The sequence below is a fragment of the Streptomyces sp. NPDC001492 genome, from assembly GCF_053597275.1.
On record NZ_JBSFHW010000007.1, the window covers coordinates 128407 to 145531 of the forward strand.

The 17125-nt window shown below is 70.2% G+C and carries 14 protein-coding genes and 1 pseudogene; 5 read left to right on the forward strand and 10 right to left on the reverse strand.

Annotated elements, in window-relative coordinates:
- Positions 1 to 16: 16 nt before the first annotated feature.
- The gene (locus ACWC1K_RS11810) at positions 17 to 583 is read left to right on the forward strand and encodes a hypothetical protein (protein WP_450830550.1); all 567 of its coding nucleotides are present in this window, start codon (positions 17 to 19) and stop codon (positions 581 to 583) included.
- Between the two features lie 15 nt (positions 584 to 598).
- On the opposite strand, the gene ACWC1K_RS11815 is transcribed toward ACWC1K_RS11810, so the two are convergent.
- Positions 599 to 1105, reverse strand: a complete 507-nt coding sequence (locus ACWC1K_RS11815; protein ID WP_450830552.1) for a DUF2165 domain-containing protein — start codon at positions 1103 to 1105, stop codon at positions 599 to 601.
- A gap of 490 nt (positions 1106 to 1595) precedes the next feature.
- Between ACWC1K_RS11815 and ACWC1K_RS11820 the strand changes: the two genes are divergently transcribed.
- Entirely contained in the window at positions 1596 to 2711 is a 1116-nt protein-coding gene (locus ACWC1K_RS11820; protein ID WP_450830554.1) for an ADP-ribosylglycohydrolase family protein, read from the forward strand.
- 67 nt (positions 2712 to 2778) lie between these two features.
- Here ACWC1K_RS11820 and ACWC1K_RS11825 read toward each other — a convergent pair whose 3' ends face one another.
- Together ACWC1K_RS11825 and ACWC1K_RS11830 are read right to left on the reverse strand one after the other, a co-directional pair.
- On the reverse strand, positions 2779 to 4353 hold the full coding sequence (locus ACWC1K_RS11825; protein WP_450830556.1) for a sodium:solute symporter family protein: 1575 nt from the start codon (positions 4351 to 4353) through the stop codon (positions 2779 to 2781).
- 149 nt (positions 4354 to 4502) lie between these two features.
- The gene (locus ACWC1K_RS11830; RefSeq protein WP_450830557.1) at positions 4503 to 5288 is read right to left on the reverse strand and encodes an SDR family oxidoreductase; all 786 of its coding nucleotides are present in this window, start codon (positions 5286 to 5288) and stop codon (positions 4503 to 4505) included.
- Positions 5289 to 5367: 79 nt separating this feature from the next.
- Between ACWC1K_RS11830 and ACWC1K_RS11835 the strand changes: the two genes are divergently transcribed.
- Positions 5368 to 6207 (forward strand): hypothetical protein, encoded by an 840-nt coding sequence (locus tag ACWC1K_RS11835; RefSeq protein WP_450830558.1) that lies wholly within the window; start codon positions 5368 to 5370, stop codon positions 6205 to 6207.
- Between the two features lie 150 nt (positions 6208 to 6357).
- Here the strand turns inward: ACWC1K_RS11835 and ACWC1K_RS11840 are convergent, their stop codons facing one another.
- The 3 genes from ACWC1K_RS11840 to ACWC1K_RS11850 form a co-directional block, all read right to left on the reverse strand.
- Complete coding sequence (locus tag ACWC1K_RS11840) at positions 6358 to 6549, reverse strand: DUF397 domain-containing protein (protein ID WP_450830560.1); 192 nt, start codon at positions 6547 to 6549, stop codon at positions 6358 to 6360.
- A 214-nt stretch (positions 6550 to 6763) separates the two neighbouring features.
- Positions 6764 to 7621, reverse strand: a complete 858-nt coding sequence (locus ACWC1K_RS11845) for a helix-turn-helix domain-containing protein (protein ID WP_030940853.1) — start codon at positions 7619 to 7621, stop codon at positions 6764 to 6766.
- Positions 7622 to 7989: 368 nt separating this feature from the next.
- A complete protein-coding gene (locus tag ACWC1K_RS11850) occupies positions 7990 to 8748 on the reverse strand; it encodes a GOLPH3/VPS74 family protein (protein ID WP_450830561.1) in 759 nt (252 codons plus the stop codon).
- A 236-nt stretch (positions 8749 to 8984) separates the two neighbouring features.
- Here ACWC1K_RS11850 and ACWC1K_RS11855 point away from each other — a divergent pair, with 236 nt between their 5' ends.
- Together ACWC1K_RS11855 and ACWC1K_RS11860 are read left to right on the forward strand one after the other, a co-directional pair.
- Positions 8985 to 11981: a D-alanyl-D-alanine carboxypeptidase gene (locus tag ACWC1K_RS11855; RefSeq protein ID WP_450830563.1), complete on the forward strand. Its 2997-nt coding sequence runs from the start codon at positions 8985 to 8987 to the stop codon at positions 11979 to 11981.
- Positions 11982 to 12182: 201 nt separating this feature from the next.
- Complete coding sequence (locus ACWC1K_RS11860) at positions 12183 to 14096, forward strand: MFS transporter (protein ID WP_450830564.1); 1914 nt, start codon at positions 12183 to 12185, stop codon at positions 14094 to 14096.
- Between the two features lie 122 nt (positions 14097 to 14218).
- Here the strand turns inward: ACWC1K_RS11860 and ACWC1K_RS11865 are convergent, their stop codons facing one another.
- The 4 genes and pseudogenes from ACWC1K_RS11865 to ACWC1K_RS11880 all read right to left on the reverse strand — a co-directional run bounded on the left by ACWC1K_RS11865 (position 14219) and on the right by ACWC1K_RS11880 (position 17010).
- Positions 14219 to 15085: a MerR family transcriptional regulator gene (locus ACWC1K_RS11865; RefSeq protein WP_450830566.1), complete on the reverse strand. Its 867-nt coding sequence runs from the start codon at positions 15083 to 15085 to the stop codon at positions 14219 to 14221.
- A gap of 67 nt (positions 15086 to 15152) precedes the next feature.
- On the reverse strand, positions 15153 to 15662 hold the full coding sequence (locus ACWC1K_RS11870) for a glutathione peroxidase (protein WP_450830568.1): 510 nt from the start codon (positions 15660 to 15662) through the stop codon (positions 15153 to 15155).
- A gap of 9 nt (positions 15663 to 15671) precedes the next feature.
- Positions 15672 to 16086: pseudogene (locus ACWC1K_RS11875) on the reverse strand (ArsR/SmtB family transcription factor); the annotation flags it as partial.
- An 87-nt stretch (positions 16087 to 16173) separates the two neighbouring features.
- Positions 16174 to 17010, reverse strand: a complete 837-nt coding sequence (locus ACWC1K_RS11880) for a slipin family protein (protein WP_450830569.1) — start codon at positions 17008 to 17010, stop codon at positions 16174 to 16176.
- Positions 17011 to 17125 lie beyond the last annotated feature (115 nt).

Here is a 17125-nt window from a genome sequence, read left to right on the forward strand (position 1 = left end):
ATGTGGAGCTGAGGAGATGCGTGCCGTGCCAGCCCCGAAGGTCTGGGTGACCGGTCTGACGGTGGGAGCGATCGCCGCTGTCGTCGTTCTGGCCGTACAGGCCGACAAGGGGCCGAAGCCCCATGCGGTCGCCGCCCGGCCGAGCGCGTCGGCGTCGGCGGGCGCGCATCCCGCGCCCACGAAGTCCGCAGCACCGGCCAGGGTGCCCGACGGCTCCGGGGCCGGGCGGCGCGTCGTCTACTCCCTCGGGAAGAAGACGGTGTGGCTGGTCGACGCGAGCGATGCGGCCCGCCGTACGTTCGCGGTGTGGCCGGGGACGGTGAGCCCGGAACCGGGCACCTACACGGTGGGCGCCCGCACCCGGGGCGCCATCACCGGCTCCGACGGCGTGAAGATCGAACACATCGTGTACTTCTCGGTCAAATCCGGCGTCAATATCGCCTTCTCCAACGCCGTCGACGGCGCATCCCCACCGCCGGCCGCGTCCGGCACCCAGACCGGCGGTATCCGGATGCGGGCGGCGGACGGGACGGCGCTGTGGACGTTCGCTTCGGCGGGGACGAAGGTGGCGGTGGTCAAGTAGTCGGGGCGGTCCTGGTCAGGCGGCCGAGTCGGTCCGCCGGTCGGTCAGCTGTACGACGAGCAGCGCGACCCCGGTGAACACGATCACGCGGGTCGCCGCCTCCAGGCCGTTCCAGGTCTTCGACTGCCACATGGAGAACCACTCACCGCCGATCGCGATGAACCCGGCGCCGAAGAGCAGCAGGAGCATCAGCAGACCGTAGGTGGAGATGCTGCGCGCGCGGGCGTAGTCACGCCGGGCCCACAGCCAGGTGCCGTATATGAGGACGAGTGCGGCGAGGGTCTCCCAGACGATGATCGCGACGTACGCCGTGTTCTGAAGTCCCTTGTTGGTGATGGCTCTCCACATCAGGTCGTCGTCCTTGAACGTCGTGTCCATGGCCAGCACATGCTGCACGAACGCCTGATTGGTGCCGAAGTCGGTGATGTTGCCGAAGGCCACGAGGGCGATGTAGAGGGCGACACTCGCGGTGAGCAGGGTGGCGCTGAGGTGGAGTGCGCTTCGTGGGGGTGTCGATGCCATGACGGCCATCTTCCCTCACGGGACTGCGTGGATGCCCAACTGCCCCGCGCGGCACTCAACTTCCCGCTGCGCACGCCACGAAGCCGGCCCACGAGGCGTCCGCGAACGCGCGCCGCGCGCCGTCCCTGTTCTCAGGGAGGGCGGGCGGCGTGAATGCGGCATCCTCGGGGGGCGCGGATTCATCAGCCTCGCCCCGCCTCCGGATGGCGCCCGTCCAGGGCCCCACCGGCCACCCGCCGGAACGTCAGACGGCCGGACGCGATTTCCGCAGCGGAACCTGCAACGGCCCGGGCGATCGCGGGCGACCTCCCGGGCTGCGGCACCGGGCCCGCAGCCGATCTCCAGGACCCTCCCCGCATCAGCCGATAACTGACCACTCACGACCAGCCTGTCATATCTCGCATACCACTACGCCCTCTGAACCGACCGTTCACGTTCGATTACAGTGCTGAACTGTCATGCGTCGGGCGGAGCCATCGAGGAGGTCTTGGTGAGTGTGCCGGCCGGGGCCATATGGGGCCGTGTCGAGCAGCAGGACTTTCGGAGCCGGGTGCGGGGGACGCTGCTCGGGGCCGCCGTGGGAGACGCGCTGGGGGCGCCCGTCGACGGGCTGGATCTCGACGGGATCCGGGAGGCGTACGGGGCCGAGGGCGTCGCGGACTTCGCCTTTGCGTACGGCAGGCGCGGTGCCGTCACCCACATCACACAGCTGACCCTGTTCACCGTGGACGGGCTGATACGGGCGCAGGTGCGCCGAGACACCGGTGCCTGGCATCCGCCGACCGATCTGCACCGGGCGTATCTGCGCTGGGCGGCCACCCAGCGCGACTGGGGGCCGGACGAGCGCCGCAAGGAGGACGGCTGGCTGGCGCGGGAGGAGTGGCTGTACGCCCGGCGGGACCCGACGCGTTCGCTGCTGCTCGGGTTCGGGGACGAGCACATGGGGACCCTGGACGCGCCCAAGAGCCCCGGTGAGACCGGGCCGGAGGCGACCGCGCGGTCCGCGCCCTTCGGGCTGCTGGTCGGCTGGGAGCCCCAGCTGGTGGCCCAGCTGGCGGTGGAGTGCGCGGCGCAGACCCACGGGCATCCGGTGGCCTATCTGTCGGCGGGCGCGTACGCCGTGATCGTGCACGGCCTGGCCCGGGGCGAGACCCTCGACGGGGCCGTGCAGCGGGCGCTCGCGCTGCTCGCCGCGCGGCCGGGGCACCAGCCGGTGGCGGACGCGCTGCAACATGCGCTGGGCGCTGTACGGCAGGGCATGCCCACGCCGGTGCGGGTCGAGGAGCTGGCGGGGGACGGGTCGGCGGAGGGCGTGCTCGCTGCCGCCGTGTACTGCGCGCTGGTGGGGGAGGACTTCCGGCACGGGCTGTGCCTCGCCGTGAACCAGGACGGCCCCTCGGGCGCGACGGCCGCACTGACCGGCGGCCTCCTCGGCGCCCTGCACGGCGAAACGGCCCTCCCGCCGGCCTGGCTGGCCGAACTGGAAGGCCGTCCGACGCTTCTGGAACTGGCCGACGACTTCGCCATGGAGATGACCCAGGGGCCTGCGCTGCACGGCCCGGCGGGGTCGTCCCCCGGGTGGCTCGCCCGCTATCCGCGGGCGTAGGGCTCATGACGGGGGACGGGGTTGCAGCCCCCCGGCCGCAACCCCGTCAGCACGAGCACCCTCGGCGCTACTCCTTCACCGCCGTCCCTACGGCGTCCTCCGCGGGACCCGCCGGAGTGGGGATCGCCGCCGCGGCCGCGCCGTCGTCGTCCGTGTTGATGCGTTCGATGACGGCGAGGCGCTCCGGGGTGTCCTCGGGCCTGAGGTAGCCGATGAGGACGTAGAGGACCAGGGAGACCGCCAGCGGGATCGAGACCTGGTACTGGAGCGGGACACCGCCGTCGACGTTCCAGTTGATGGGGTAGTTGACCAGCCAGAAGGCGAGCAGGCCCATGGACCAGCTGGTCAGCGCCGCCGTGGGGCCGGAGCGGCGGAACGGGCGGAGCAGGCCCAGCATCATCGGGATGGCGATCGGGCCCATCAGCCCGGCGACCCACTTGATGACCACCGTGATGATGTCCTTGAAGGCGGGGGAGTTGACCTGGGTCGCCACCGCCATCGACAGGGCGAGGAAGACGACTGTGGTCACCCGCGCCGCGATCAGCCCGGAGCGCTGACCCCACTCCCGGGCCCGCTTGGACAGCACCGGCGCCGCGTCCCGGGTGAAGACGGCCGCGATCGCGTTGGCGTCCGAGGAGCACATGGCCATGGTGTGGGAGAAGAAGCCGACGATCACCAGGCCCAACAGGCCGTGCGGCAGCAGCTGTTCGGTCATCAGGCCGTAGGAGTCGGAGCCGTCCGGCTTCTGGGCGTGGACCAGGAGCGGCGACATCCACATGGGGAAGAAGAGGACCACCGGCCAGACCAGCCACAGCGCCGCCGACAGCCGCGCCGAGCGCTCCGCCTCGCGGGCGCTGCCCGTCGCCATGTAGCGCTGGGCCTGGTTGAGCATGCCGCCGTTGTACTCGAAGAGCTTGATGAAGAGGAAGGCCAGCAGGAACACCGTTCCGTATGGGCCCACCAGCGGCTTTCCGTGGCCGTGCAGGGCCGGCTCGTCCCAGGCGCCGAGGAAGCCGATGCCCTTGTCGTTCAGCTTCAGTACGACGGCGACGAACATCGAGATGCCCGCGAGCAACTGGATGACGAACTGGCCGAGTTCGGTGAGCGCGTCCGCCCACAGACCGCCGATGGTGCAGTAGACGGCGGTGATCGCTCCGGTGATGAGGATGCCCTGGTTGAGGGTGATGCCGGTGAAGACGGACAGCAGCGTCGCGATCGCCGCCCACTTGGCGCCCACGTCCACGATCTTCAGCAGCATGCCCGACCAGGCCAGCGCCTGCTGGGTCTTCAGGTCGTAACGGTTCTTCAGGTATTCCAGCGGTGAGGCCACATGGAGCCGTGAGCGCAGCCGGTTGATGCGCGGCGCGAACAGTTTCGAGCCGATGGCGATGCCCAGTGCGATCGGGAAGGACCAGGTGACGAAGGAGGTCACGCCGTAGGTGTAGGCGATGCCCGCGTAGCCCGTGAACATCACCGCGCTGTAGCCCGACATGTGGTGCGAGATGCCGGACAGCCACCACGGCATCTTCCCGCCGGCCGTGAAGAAGTCGCTGACGTCGTCCACGCGCTTGTGCGACCAGACGCCGATCGCGACCATCACACCGAAGTAGCCGATGAGCACGGCCCAGTCGAGACTGTTCATGTGCGCCCTCCCAGGGTCCGCCTTGTGAACGGCTCGCTCATCCTGGGCGCGCCCACATGGGCACGACAAGCAAGCGTCAGGTCAAAGGACGGCAAAAATGTTCCTTGTGTTGACCTGCGTTCATGCACATGAACCAGTTCCTGAGGTGGTCAGCGCATCAGCTCCCCCGCGTTGACCAGCAGCGACTGCCCCGTGATGGCCCGCGCCCGGTCCGAGGCCAGGAACACCGCGGCGTCCGCCACATCCCCGTCCGTCGCCAGCTCCGGCAGCGCCATCCGCCCGGTCAGCCGCCGCAGTACGTCGGCCTCGGGCACCCCCTCCGTCTGCGCGGTGAACTGGACGTACGCCTGCACCGGCGGCCCCCACATCCAGCCCGGCAGTACGGTGTTGACGCGTATACGATGCGGCCCGAGCTCCCGGGCCAGGGAGTACATCGCGCTCGTCAGCGCCCCCTTGGAGGCCGCGTACGCCGCCTGCTTCACCTGGGTGGGCGCCGCCACCGAAGACTGCGTCCCGATGAACACCACCGAGCCCCCGCACGCCTTCAGCGCCGGCAGACAGGCCCGGGTCATGCGGAGCGAGCCCAGCAGGTTCACGTCGATCACCTGCTGCCAGCTCACGAAGTCCGCGTCCTGAAGGCCTCCGAAGTAGCCGTCCATCGCGGCCACATGGACGACCGCGTCGATCCGTCCGAACCGCTCCCGCGCGAGCGCCGCCAGCGCCTCGCACTGCGCTTCGTCCCTGATGTCGGTCGCCCGGTACGCCGTGTGCGCCCCGTCCGGATCGATCTCACCGGCGCTCTTGGCGAGGTTGGCCTCCGTGCGCGCCCCGAGCACCGCGTTGCCGCCGTCGCGCACGACCGCCGCCGCGACCTGATGACCGAGCCCGGCGCCGACCCCCGACACGACGACGGTCTTGCCCGTGAGCAGTGACATCGGAGCCTCCCGGGTATGGCGAATTATCTGACGGGGCGTCAGAGTATGGGCGACCGGCGGAGGACGGAAGGGGAGCGACATGAGCGAGGAAACCCGCAGTGACGTGTACGCCGAGCTGGCCGCCGTGGGGCCGTACGGAGTCCGGCCCGGCCACGCCCTCATCACCATGGTCGAGCCCCACCCCGGCCACGAGTACGCGTACAACCGCTGGTACGAGGACGACCACTACTACGCCGGCGCGATGGCCATGCCCTGGATGTACGCCGGGCGCCGCTGGGTGGCGACCCGCGACCTCCAACTCCTGCGCTACCCCGAGAAGTCGGCGATCGCCCAGCCGGTCACCGCCGGCTGCTACCTCTCGACGTACTGGATCACGGACGGCCGCTACGACGACCACATGCGCTGGACCGTCGCGATCAACAAGCGCCTCAACCGCGATGCCCGCGTCTACCAGGACCGTACGCACGTCTTCACGGCGTTCCAGGACCACGAGGCGACGGTCTACCGGGACGGGGCCGCCGGGCCCCGCGACTTCCATGCGCTCGACCACCCGTACGCCGGCCTGGTCGTCGAGGTGATCGACACCGAATCGGCCGGGGAGCGGGCCGAGTTGCTGGAGTGGCTGCGCTCCCGGCAGCTGCCCAAGCGGGTGGCGGGCTCACCGGCCGCGATGGTGACCGTCTTCCGCCCGACCCCCCTGCCCGGCGACCGCATGACGTACGTCAAGCAGGTCGAGGGCGTGGAGACCCGGCTGACCCTGCTGTGGTTCCTGGAGGCGGATCCCCGGGACTGCTGGGAGGCGTACTTCGCGGATCTGGAGGCGCCGGTGCGGGAGGCGGGGCTGGGGAGGGTGGAACTGGTGGCGCCGTTCGTCCCCACGGTGCCGGGGACGGACAAGTACGTCGACAGGCTCAGGTAGCGTCACGTTCCCAGGTGGCGACAGGCTCAGGTGGTGGACACACGCCGAGCCCCCTCGGCAAGGACGGCGGGCTGGTCGAGAGGGCTCTTCACGTGCTGCTTGTGAAATTGTGGAAGGCGAACGCGGTCGAGGATCAGCAGATCCTCCCCTCTACGCCTTGATCGAGCCGACGAAGGTGTTCCACGCGTCGGCCGGGAAGGCCAGTACGGGACCCTCGGGGACCTTGGAGTCCCGGACGGCCATGGCCGCGCGGACCGGGGACTTGATCTCGACGCACGCGCCGTTGCCCGTGGAGTACGAGGACTTGGTCCACGTGTCCGTGGTGCCCTGACGAATTGCCATTTTTGCTCCGGAATGCCAGTTGTTGAGTTGCTGTCACCGCACGACGGATCCGACTCCGAACCCACAGCGCGGTTTGCGCCAACCCTTGGTGTGTGGTGGCGTGATCGACGCTACTCGCCAACCTCGACGTACGAAGTGACCATTCACTCGACCGGGTGGCATATTCCAGATGAGTCTTCCAGTCCGACCCGGGGAAGGTGTACCTTACGGCGCTTCAGCGCGCGTACTCCTTCGCGATGTCCGCGATGAACTGCCGTGACTGGTCCGGATTCAGGGCCTGGGCGCGCAGGTGCTCGTACATCACGCTGTATTTCTGCACGTCGTTGGCCTTCTCCAGGTACAGGTCGCTGGTGACGCCCTCGATGTAGACCACACTGGAGTCCGCCGCGTCGGGGAACTCGAGGATCGCGTACTGGCCGTTCAACCCGGGGTGGGCCCCCATGTCGAAGGGGATCACCTGCACGGTGACGTGCGGCAGTTGGGACTGCTCGACGAGGTACTCCAGCTGGTCGCGCATGAGGGAACGATTGCCCACCACCCGGCGCACGGCCGCCTCGTCCATCACCGTCCACAGCCGGAGCGGGTTCTCCGGGGCGGTGATTCGTTCCTGCCGTCGCAGGCGCACCTGTACGCGCTTCTCGACGTCGGTGGCGGCCGTCTCCGGCAGCGCACCCGCGATCAGCGCCTCCGCGTACTGCCGGGTCTGCAACAGCCCCGGGACGACCTGGGGGTCGTAGACCCGCAGACTCGCCGCATCCGTCTCCAGGCCGATGTAGACGCTGTACGGAATGTCCCCGAAGGAATGCCACCATCCTTGCTGGCGGCTGTCCTTGGCCATCTGCATCAGCGAGTCGACGATCCGGTGGTCCTCCACCTCGTACACCCCGCACAGGTCGCGGACGTCGCGCTGGCTGATGCTGCGCCGCCCGTTCTCCAGCCGGCTGATCTTCGACTGCGACACCAGCAGCCGCTCGGCGACCTCTTCGGCCGTCATGCCCTTGAGCTCGCGGAGCCGGCGCAGCTCCTGGCCCAGCCGGCGTCGCCTGACGGTGGGATTGACATTGGACGCCACGAGACGTGCACCTCCGGCTGCGTGCCTGCGCTAGCTGTACTTTGCCACTTTGCGTATCTGCTGTTGAGCAGACTGCCACCAAGGGACTTGGTACCGCTGGGAAACGGCGTATATGCGCTGCGCGGACGACCGTTCCCGAGTTCAGGGAAAAACGGCCGCGCGGGGCAGCGGAACCGTTACGGCATCCGTAGGGACGGATGGCGTACGGCCCCGCTGCCCCGCGCGGACCAGCGGCTCCCGTACCGGGTCTCGGGGACTGCGCCTTCGCAGGCTCGGTGCGGCGCTCGGCGGTGCGTGGTGCTGCGGTGCGTTGCGGTGCGATGTCGTGCTGGTGGTGCGGTTCGTGCGGAGCGTCGTGGAACTGCGGCTCAGTGGGCCACGACGCGCGCCATGGAACCGCGGCGCGGCTGCATCGGAACGCCACGAGCGGGTTCCGGCGCTGACCTGGCCGGTCCGGCGGTGGCCTGACGGCCGGCCGGGGCCGGGTTGCGGCGTGGTTGTGCGCCCACGCCGTTCTGGACGTCCATCACGGCGTGCGCGACGAGACCGCCCATGGGGTCGTGCCTGATGAGATCCCGCAACCGGGACCGAGAGGACCGCCCCTCGTTCCCCGGGTACAGGTGCTTGCCGAGGCCGACCGCATGCGCCAGTGCGGCGAGTGCGGCGGTCCGCGGGTCCGGCGGCACGCCGGTGCGGATCGCGGAGTCGAGCCGGGCCCTGATCTCCCGGCTGATCTCGGTGTCCGTCGCCTGGTAGCGCGTCGTCGGGAGCACTCCGCACATCTGGCCCGCCACGGCATGCACCATGCCGCACCGCTCCAGATGCGAGAGATAGGTCTGGCGCAGTCCCAGTCGGGGCCCGCCAATCCAGTTCACTGCGCGTACCGGAGCGCCACGCCTGCGCAGCAGCTCCAACGCACAGTCCAATGTTGGATCTCCAGTCGGCCGTGGGGCTACCACGGCGATACGATCCCCGTCTGGGGCTATCCGTCCGGCCAGCGCCAGCTCCACTAGCTGTGCTCCGGCCAGACCGAGGTCGAGCGACTGCGGCTGTGCAGTGGTACCCGTGGCCGGGTCCAACGCCAGCAGCAGAAGCTCCTCCGGAAGTGTTCTGCGGCTCCTGCCCATCCATGCCTCCCCGCGTGGATGAAAGACAGGGTGACCCCTCTCACATTGGTCTGTCGAGGGTGCGTGACCTGTTTGTGAGGGAACCAGTAGGTATGTCGTTCTCGTCTACCGCAGGGGTTAAGCCCACACACAGGACACTGGTACATGGTTCGGACAGCGCGTTTGAGCGGTGTTTCGGGCGGCGGTTCACGGTTCGGTAGGTCGCACGGACGGCGTGCGGCATGGAGGAGGCATCGGTGGCGGGCGAGTCCCCCGACAGGTCGAAGCAGCGCGAGTCGTCGGCAGAACCGACGTCGGGGACCAAGGGCCCGGTTCCCGAGCCCGCCCCCCAGGATCGCCCGGCCCGCGATCCCCGTCTCTCGGTGGCCCGCGAGACCGACACGTCAGAAGCACACGGCGGCGTGGACACGGCGACGCGGGTCTTCTCGGTACGGGATCTGAAGACGGCGGTCGAGGAGGCCGGGGGGACTTCGGGCGAGCGGCCGGAGTCCGAGGGGACGCCGGCCGAGCGGTCCGAGGCCGAGGGGACCGTGACGGGGGAGAGCGCGGCCGAGCGGTCTGAGGCCGGGGAGAGCGCGGCTGGGGAGACCGAAGCCGGGCGGTCTGAGGCTGAGACGCCTGAGGCTGAGGCGACCGTGACGGGGGAGAGCGCGGTCGAGGAGCCTGGGGCTGCGGAGGCGAAGGACGGCGAGGCCGAGGACTCCGAGGACGAGGGTGCGGCGGCTGTCGGTGACGGCGCTGTGGCCGAGGACGAGGATGCGGCGGCCGACGCCGCTGCGCCCGCCGGCGACGAGGGCGGTGACGCCCGGCTCCGGGCCGCTGTGGCGGCCTGGGTCCGCTCCGGGGACTCCAAGGACTCCCAGGGCTCCGAGGAGCCCGAGAACGCGGAGAGCGCCGCTGAGGCCGACGAGGACGGTGCCGCGGAGACTCAGGCGGGCCCCGACGCCGACAGCGATGCCGAGGAGGAGGCTGCCGCCGACTCCGCCGAGGCGGCGGAGGGACCGGAGGACGCTGCCCCCGAGCCCGAGGCGGACACCGCCTCCGCCGCGGACGCCCGTGCCGCAACGGGCGCCGCCGCTGAACCGGACGGTGATTCCCAAGCGGCCGCCGACGCTGCAACGGGCGACGAGCCCGGGGCTGGAGACGGCTCCGGGGCGGGCGGCGCCTCCAAGACGGGTGCCGAACCCAAGACGGGCGACGCCTCGGACCTGCGTGGCGCCTCCGAGACCCGCGGCGCCTCCGAGACGGGTGGTGCATCCGCGACGGGCGGCGAACCCAAGACGGGGGGCGCCTCCGAGGCAGGCGCCGAATCCAAGACAGGCGATGCCTCGGACGCGCGCGGCGAATCCGAGACCGGCGGTGCCTCTGGGACGGGCGACGCCCCCGAGGCAGGCGCCGAATCCGAGACCGGCGGTGCCTCCGAGACGCGTGGCACCTCCGGGACGGGCGCCGGACCCAAGACAGGCGACGCCTCGGACGCGCCTGGCGCCTCCGAGACCCGCGGCGAACCCGGGACCGGCGGTGCAGCCGATGCCGGTGGTGAATCCGGGACCGGCGGTGCAGCTGAAGCCGATGGTGAATCCGTTGCTGACCGTGGACCCGCGGTCGCCGACGGCGAGGACGCCCCGAAGGGGCCACCCGCAGTCGACGACGAAAGTGGTACGGGTGGTGCGGGTGGGAACGCCGAGACCGAAGGCGAAGCCGAGGTCGAGGACAAGCCCGTCGACCAGCCGACCGCCATCTTCAAGCGCCCCACCAGGCCCCAGGTCGACCAGCCCACCACCATGCTCAAACTGGGCGGCGCCAAGACCCCCGAGCCGTCCGAAGCCGAGCGCACCAGCAAGTTCGTAGCGCTCAAGCCCCTGGACGAACCCCGCACACCCCGCAGGCCCGCGGACGCGACCGCCCCCGTCCCCCAGGTCGGCCCCGAGCGCACGGCCCAGCAGCCGCTGCCCCCGAAGCCGCCGCTGGACCTGCTGGCCGAGCTGACCAACACCCCGCCACCGCCGCAGACCCCGGTCCGCACGATCATCCGCAGGGTCAAGATCTGGACCCCGCTGGTCCTGCTCCTCGCGATCATCTTTGCGATCGTGCAGTCCGTGCGCCCGCTGCCCACCCCCACCCTCGCGCTCACCGCCGACGAGTCGTACACCTTCGACGGCAACAAGGCCGGCCTCCCCTGGCCGAACGAAGGCCAGGGCTGGATGGACGTCAACGGCATCGGCACGATGGGGAGCTTCGGCAAGCAGACCCCCGTCCCGATCGGCTCCGTGGCCAAGGCCATGACCGCGTACATCGTCCTCAAGGACCACCCGCTCAAGCGGGGCGAGGAGGGCAAGAAGATCACGATCGACGCGCTGGCGGAGAAGGAGGGCGGCTACGACAAGCAGCACGAGTCCACCCTCAACACCGTCAAGGAGGGCGACGTCCTCACCGAGAAGCAGGCGCTGTCGGCCATCATGATCCCGTCGGCCAACAACATCGCCCGTCTGCTGGCCCGTTGGGACATGGGCTCCGAGGCGACGTTCATCAAGAAGATGAACGACACCGCCAAGCAACTCGGCATGAAGAACACGACCTACACCGACGCCTCCGGCCTCAAGGAGAGCACCGTCTCCACCGCCGAGGACCAGGTGAAGCTCGGCAACGAGCTCGTGAAGATCCCGGCGCTGATGGACATCACGAAGCTGCCCTACTGGTTCGACCCGTCCGGCAAGAAGTGGAAGAACTACAACACCCTGGTCCCCTTCGACGGCGCCATCGGCATCAAGACGGGCACGACCACCAAGGCCGGCGGCAATCTCCTCTTCGCCGCCACCAAGGAGGTCGGCGGCGGGACGGTCACCGTGGTCGGAGCGATCCTCGACCAGCAGACGGCGCCGATCATCGACGTCGTCAACCACGCCAGCAGGACGGCGATGCTCGCCGCCCAGGACGCGCTGACCTCGACGAAGATACTGAAGAAGGGCGACGTCGTCGGGTACGTGGACGACCAGCTCGGAGGCCACACCCCGATCGTGCTCACCAAGGACGTCGCCGCCGTCGGCTGGGCGGGCCTGAAGGTGAAGCTGTCCTTCGACGCCGACGACGTACCGCACACCGCGAAGGCCGGCACCACGGTGGGCACCCTCACCGTGGGCGACGGCACGAGCGGCGCGGTCAAGGTCCCGGTGGCGCTGCAGAAGGACCTCACGGAACCCGGCTTCACGGCCAAGCTCAAGCGCCTCGGCTGACAGCGGCCGCGGACGCCCTCGCACCCCGTCGGCGGGCCCACCAGGGAGCCCTCCGGCGGGGTGCGTGCTAGCGTCACGAAACGGGGCAGGCCGCCGCTCACGGGACGCGACCGGGAAATCCCCGGGGACGCAGCCGCGAACCAGCGGAGAACGGGACGCGTCCCAGAACAGAAGACGGGACACCACGGGGAGTGCCTTCAGGTGGCCACTGCGGAGCCGACACGCGCCGACGACGCCGATCCGGGCCCGGGAACCGGCCCGCGAATACGCGTGCCCGCTCCGCGCACGGAGGACATGCGCGGCATGTACGGAAGTGACACCGACCGCGCGCAGACCGGCGAGCGGGCGCAGGCCGGCCAGCGGGCGCGGAGCGACAGGACCGCACGCGCGCAGGCCGCCTTCCTCGCCCTGCGTGAGCGGCTGCTGCGCCACCCGGTGCTCTCCCTCACCGCCCTGTCCGGCGTACTCCACATCGTCTGGTTCTTCACCTTCGCGAACAGTGGCGGCGATCTCGCGGCGCAGGACGCATGGGCCGAGTTCGTCGGCCGGCACCCGGACTCGGCGTACAACCTCGCCTGGTACGGCGGTATGCACCCGGTGTCGTACAGCGTCGTGTCGCCGTATCTGATGTCGGTGCTCGGTGTCCGTACGACGATGATGATCGCGGGCACGGTCTCGGCCGGTCTGCTGACGATGATCCTCATCCGCAGCCGGAGCGTGAAGAACCCGCTGTGGGCGTCCCTGGCGGGACTCTTCGCGTTCCTGTGCAACGCGGTCTCCGGCCGGGTGACCTTCGGCCTGGGCACGATGTTCGCGCTGGGCGCGGTCGCCACCGTCTTCTGCTGGCCGTACAAGTGGCGCTACAAGCGGTGGGCGAAGGCCCTGTGCACGGCACCGCTGGCCGCGCTGGCGACGATGTCGTCACCGGTCGCGGGCCTGTTCGTGGGGCTGGTCGCCGTCGCCCTGTTCCTGCAGAAACGCCGTCCCGGCGCATGGGCGCTGGGGCTCACCCCGGCCGCGGTGGTGGCCGTGTCGGCCTGGCTGTTCCCCTTCTCCGGCACCCAGCCGATGACGATCTGGTCGGTGATCCTGCCGTTCCTGTACGCCGCCCTCGCCTTCGTGCTGGTCCCGAAGGAGTGGACGACGGTCCGGCTGACGTCCGCGGTGTACGGCCTCTCGGTCCTCGCGGTCTGGCTGGTCAGCTCGCAGATCGGCTCCAACATCACCCGGCTGGCGATGCTGTTCGCCGGCGTGACCCTGGTCGCGGCGCTTCCGTTCACGGTCCCGCGCTCGCGCAAGTGGTACGTCACCGTGCTCGCCTTCGCCGGCTTCGTCGTCTGGATCGGCTTCAAGTCCGTCGACGACATCATCCACACCTCGCCCGCCGCGTCCTGGGCGCGCGAACTGGCACCCCTGGTGAACGAGCTCCAGGGCGTCGGTGCCGAGAAGGGCCGCGTGGAGGTCGTCCCCGCCCGCTCCCACCGCGAGGCCTCCGCCCTCGCCCCCTACGTCAACCTGGCCCGCGGCTGGAACCGCCAGGCCGACATGGAGCGCAACCCCCTCTTCTACGACGACACCCTCAACTCGGCGAACTACCACGAGTGGCTGCAGCGCTGGGCCGTCCACTTCGTGGTCCTGCCCAAGGGCGAGCTGGACGGCGACGGCGGGGAGCGCGAGCGGGAGCTCGTGCAGCGGGGCATGCCGTATCTGAAGCAGATCTGGGGCGATGCCACCTGGCAGCTGTTCCGCGTCACCGACCCCACCCCGCTCGCCGACCCGCCCGCCACCGTCGACCGCGCGGCCCAGGGCGAGCTGACCATCGAGGTCAAGAAGCCCGGCCGCGTCCTGATCCGCGTCCCCTACTCCCCGTGGCTCGGCCTAGTCGACACCAAGGGCAAGGGCGTCGAGCCCCCGCAGGAGACGTACGCCTCCAAGCACCGCGCGGACGGCACGCCCAAGTCGTACGACAACGTCAACGGCTGTCTGATGCAGACGCAGGAGGACGACAAGGGCGACAAGTGGACGATCCTGCTGGCCCCGAAGGCGGGAACGTACCGCTTGGGAGCGCCGTACCAGCTACCACGCGGCACCCCCTGCCCGGACGAGCTGAAATAAGCCCGTCCGGCGTTTGAGGACGAGGCCGTTCAGGCCGAAGGGGGGTCTGGGGGCGCAGCCCCCAGGGACGGGAAGGGAAGGGGCGGCGGGGGCGAGGAAACCCCACGCCGCCCCGACACCGCTTACTTCACCGGAAACGCCACATCACACACCGCGTCCTCCGGCCCCGCCGCCTCCCAGTCGGCGAAGTAGATCTCCCGGCACGGCCCCGCCTGCTCCAGCCCCTGCGCCGCGATCCACTGTTCCACGGCCTCGAAGGCGGCTCCGATCTGCGGAGCGGCCACCTGCGCCTTGGTGATCCGGGCGTACGCCAGCCGAGCCGCCGGCTCGACGCGCACCCGGGTCTCCCAGGCCCGCCCGTGCTGCTCGGCCCACACCCGGGCCGCCGCCTCGTCCGCGACCGGCACGCAGGACTCGGCCGGCCCGTCGCTCTCCATGGACACCTCCGAGTGGTAGACGACGAAGGGCGCTCCCACGACACCTCCGCTGGCGCCCGCCGCCTCCTCGAGGCGGTCCAGCGACGCCCCGATCCACGCCGGCAACTCGTCCTGCAGTGTGTGCCGGGACTGTGTGATCACCACCTGCTCGGGCACGTCCACCGTCTCGACCACAAACTTGCCGTACATCTCGGAGCTCCTCCCCGACAGTCGTCCACGGAGGTACTCGACGAGCGTCCGCTGCCCCGCCATGCGCGTCTCGACGTCCGCCCAGTAGGCGGCGAGCCGGTCGGCGGCCTCGGTGCCGTCCGCCCCCACCACCTCGGCGATCCGGGCGAGCGGCATGTCGAGCCGCCGCAGCAACGCCACAAGGCGGGCGCGTTCCACCTGGTCGGCGCGGTAGTAGCGGTAGCCGTTGAGCTCGTCGACATGCGCGGGCGCGAGCAGGCCGAGGCGGTCGTAGAGCCGCAGTGCCTTGGCCGACAGGCGCGCCCGGGTCGCGAACGCGCCGATGGTGAGCAGTTCGTCGTTCACCTGAGCATCCTCCGTCACCGGACGGGTCCTTTCCGCCCGGTGCCGAGAACGCTCGTCCTTGCCCCAGGGGCAAGGTCAACGCCCGCTACGCGAGGGCGCCCTCCACCGCCGCCACGACCTCCGCCGCCTCCGGCTCGGTCCGCGGCGAGAAGCGGGCCACGACCTTGCCGTCCCGGCCGATCAGGAACTTCTCGAAGTTCCAGCGGATGTCGCCGCTGTGGCCCTCGGCGTCGGCGAAGCCGGTCAGACGGTCGTAGAGGGGGTGCCGGTTCTCGCCGTTCACCTCGACCTTCTCGGTCAGCGGGAAGGTCACGCCGTACGTCGCCGAGCAGAACTCGGCGATCTCCTCGGCGCTGCCCGGCTCCTGCCCGAGGAACTGGTTGCAGGGCACGCCGAGGACGGTGAAGCCCTGCTCGGCGTAGCGCGCGTGGAGGCGCTCGAGCCCGGTGTACTGCGGGGTCAGCCCGCACTTGGAGGCCACGTTCACGATGAGGACCGCCTTGCCCGTGTACTGGGACAGGTCGGCGGAGCCACCCTTGAGAGCGCCGATCTCCACGTCGAGGGGACCGGCGCCGTTGCTGTCTGCAGTCGTCATAAGCGGATGCTAACTCCGGTACGTGGCGTCCCGGCTCTGGGCCTCCACCAGAACCCCACCGGCCGCCGTCCGTGAGTACAGCACCGAGCGGCCCGCGCGCCGCCGCTCGATCAGCCCCGCGTCCAGCAGCACCTTCAGATGCCGGCCGACCGAGCCGAGGCCCTGGCCGGTGACGGCGGTCAGCCGGCTGGTGCTCATGGGGGAGGCGAGAAGGGCCAGGACTCCGGCGCGGGCGGGGCCGAGCAGGGCGGCCAGGCTCGCGGGGACGCCGGACGGGCGGTCGCCGGCGAGGGCGCCGCTGCACGGGTAGACGATCGCGTACCGCTGCCCAGTCCGGCCGTACGGTCTCGGTCCAGACGTGGCAGAAGAGGCCGGCGGCACGCTCGGGCAGGTCGTCGCGGTCCAGGGCGGCGGGCAGCGGGCCGCGCGGGTTCGGTGGCCCAGCTCACCTCGCCCGCCACGGCGATGGCCGTGATGGCGCTCGCGTCGCTCGCGGTGACGCTGACGCTGGCTACGGCTGCTGCTCGACAGCGGGCGCCGGAGCCGGCACCGGTGCCGTAGAAGCCGTAGGAGCGGCCCCGGACCCGAAGTGCTGGGCCGCCTTGTCGAAGTACCTGAGCAGCTCCACCGGGAACGGCATCACCAGCGTCGAGTTCTTCTCGGCCGCGACCTCCACGACCGTCTGGAGGAGACGCAGCTGCATCGCTTCCGGGGTGTCCGACATGATGCGGGAGGCGTTGGCGAGCTGTTGGGCGGCCTGGAACTCGCCGTCCGCGGTGATGACGCGGGCGCGCCGCTCGCGCTCCGCCTCGGCCTGCCGGGACATGGACCGCTTCAGCGACTCCGGCAGCTGTACGTCCTTGATCTCCACGCGGTCGATGTGGACGCCCCAGCCCGCGGCCGGGCTGTCGATCATCAGGGCGAGCCCCTCGTGCAGCCGCTCACGGTCCGACAGCAGGTCGTCCAGATCGCTCTTGCCGATGATGGAACGCAAGCTGGACTGGGCGACCTGGCCGACGGCGAAGACGTAGTCCTGGACCTCGATGGCGGCTTGGAGCGGATCCGTCACCCGGAAGTAGACGACCGCGTCGACCTTCACCGAGACGTTGTCCTTGGTGATGCCCTCCTGGGTCGGCACCGGCATGGTGACCACCTGGGTGTTCACCTTCCGCATCCGGTCGACGAACGGGATCAGGAACGTCACGCCCGGCTGCCGGTACGACGGCAGTGCCTTGCCCATCCGGAACACGACCCCGCGCTCGACCTGGTTGACCACCCGCATACCGCTGCGCAGCACGAGCAGGACCGCCACGGCCACCAGCACGACCGCGACCACAGTGCCTTCCATGGCACTCCATTCCTCGAAAGGATTCCCCGTAAGGATTGAGACAAGGAAGTAGACACCGGACGGAGTTGGCCGGATGCGCCCGCACGCGTCAGGAGATCGTCAAGAAAACGATCCT

What these genes read in the sequence shown, in the direction of transcription:
- ACWC1K_RS11810 (WP_450830550.1), top strand. Translation starts at nt 17, where the DNA reads ATGCGTGCCGTGCCAGCCCCGAAGGTCTGGGTGACCGGTCTGACGGTG.
- ACWC1K_RS11815 (WP_450830552.1), bottom strand. Translation starts at nt 1,105, where the DNA reads ATGGCATCGACACCCCCACGAAGCGCACTCCACCTCAGCGCCACCCTG.
- ACWC1K_RS11825 (WP_450830556.1), bottom strand. Translation starts at nt 4,353, where the DNA reads ATGAACAGTCTCGACTGGGCCGTGCTCATCGGCTACTTCGGTGTGATG.
- ACWC1K_RS11830 (WP_450830557.1), bottom strand. Translation starts at nt 5,288, where the DNA reads ATGTCACTGCTCACGGGCAAGACCGTCGTCGTGTCGGGGGTCGGCGCC.
- ACWC1K_RS11835 (WP_450830558.1), top strand. Translation starts at nt 5,368, where the DNA reads ATGAGCGAGGAAACCCGCAGTGACGTGTACGCCGAGCTGGCCGCCGTG.
- ACWC1K_RS11840 (WP_450830560.1), bottom strand. Translation starts at nt 6,549, where the DNA reads ATGGCAATTCGTCAGGGCACCACGGACACGTGGACCAAGTCCTCGTAC.
- ACWC1K_RS11850 (WP_450830561.1), bottom strand. Translation starts at nt 8,748, where the DNA reads ATGGGCAGGAGCCGCAGAACACTTCCGGAGGAGCTTCTGCTGCTGGCG.
- ACWC1K_RS11870 (WP_450830568.1), bottom strand. Translation starts at nt 15,662, where the DNA reads ATGACGACTGCAGACAGCAACGGCGCCGGTCCCCTCGACGTGGAGATC.
- ACWC1K_RS11880 (WP_450830569.1), bottom strand. Translation starts at nt 17,010, where the DNA reads ATGGAAGGCACTGTGGTCGCGGTCGTGCTGGTGGCCGTGGCGGTCCTG.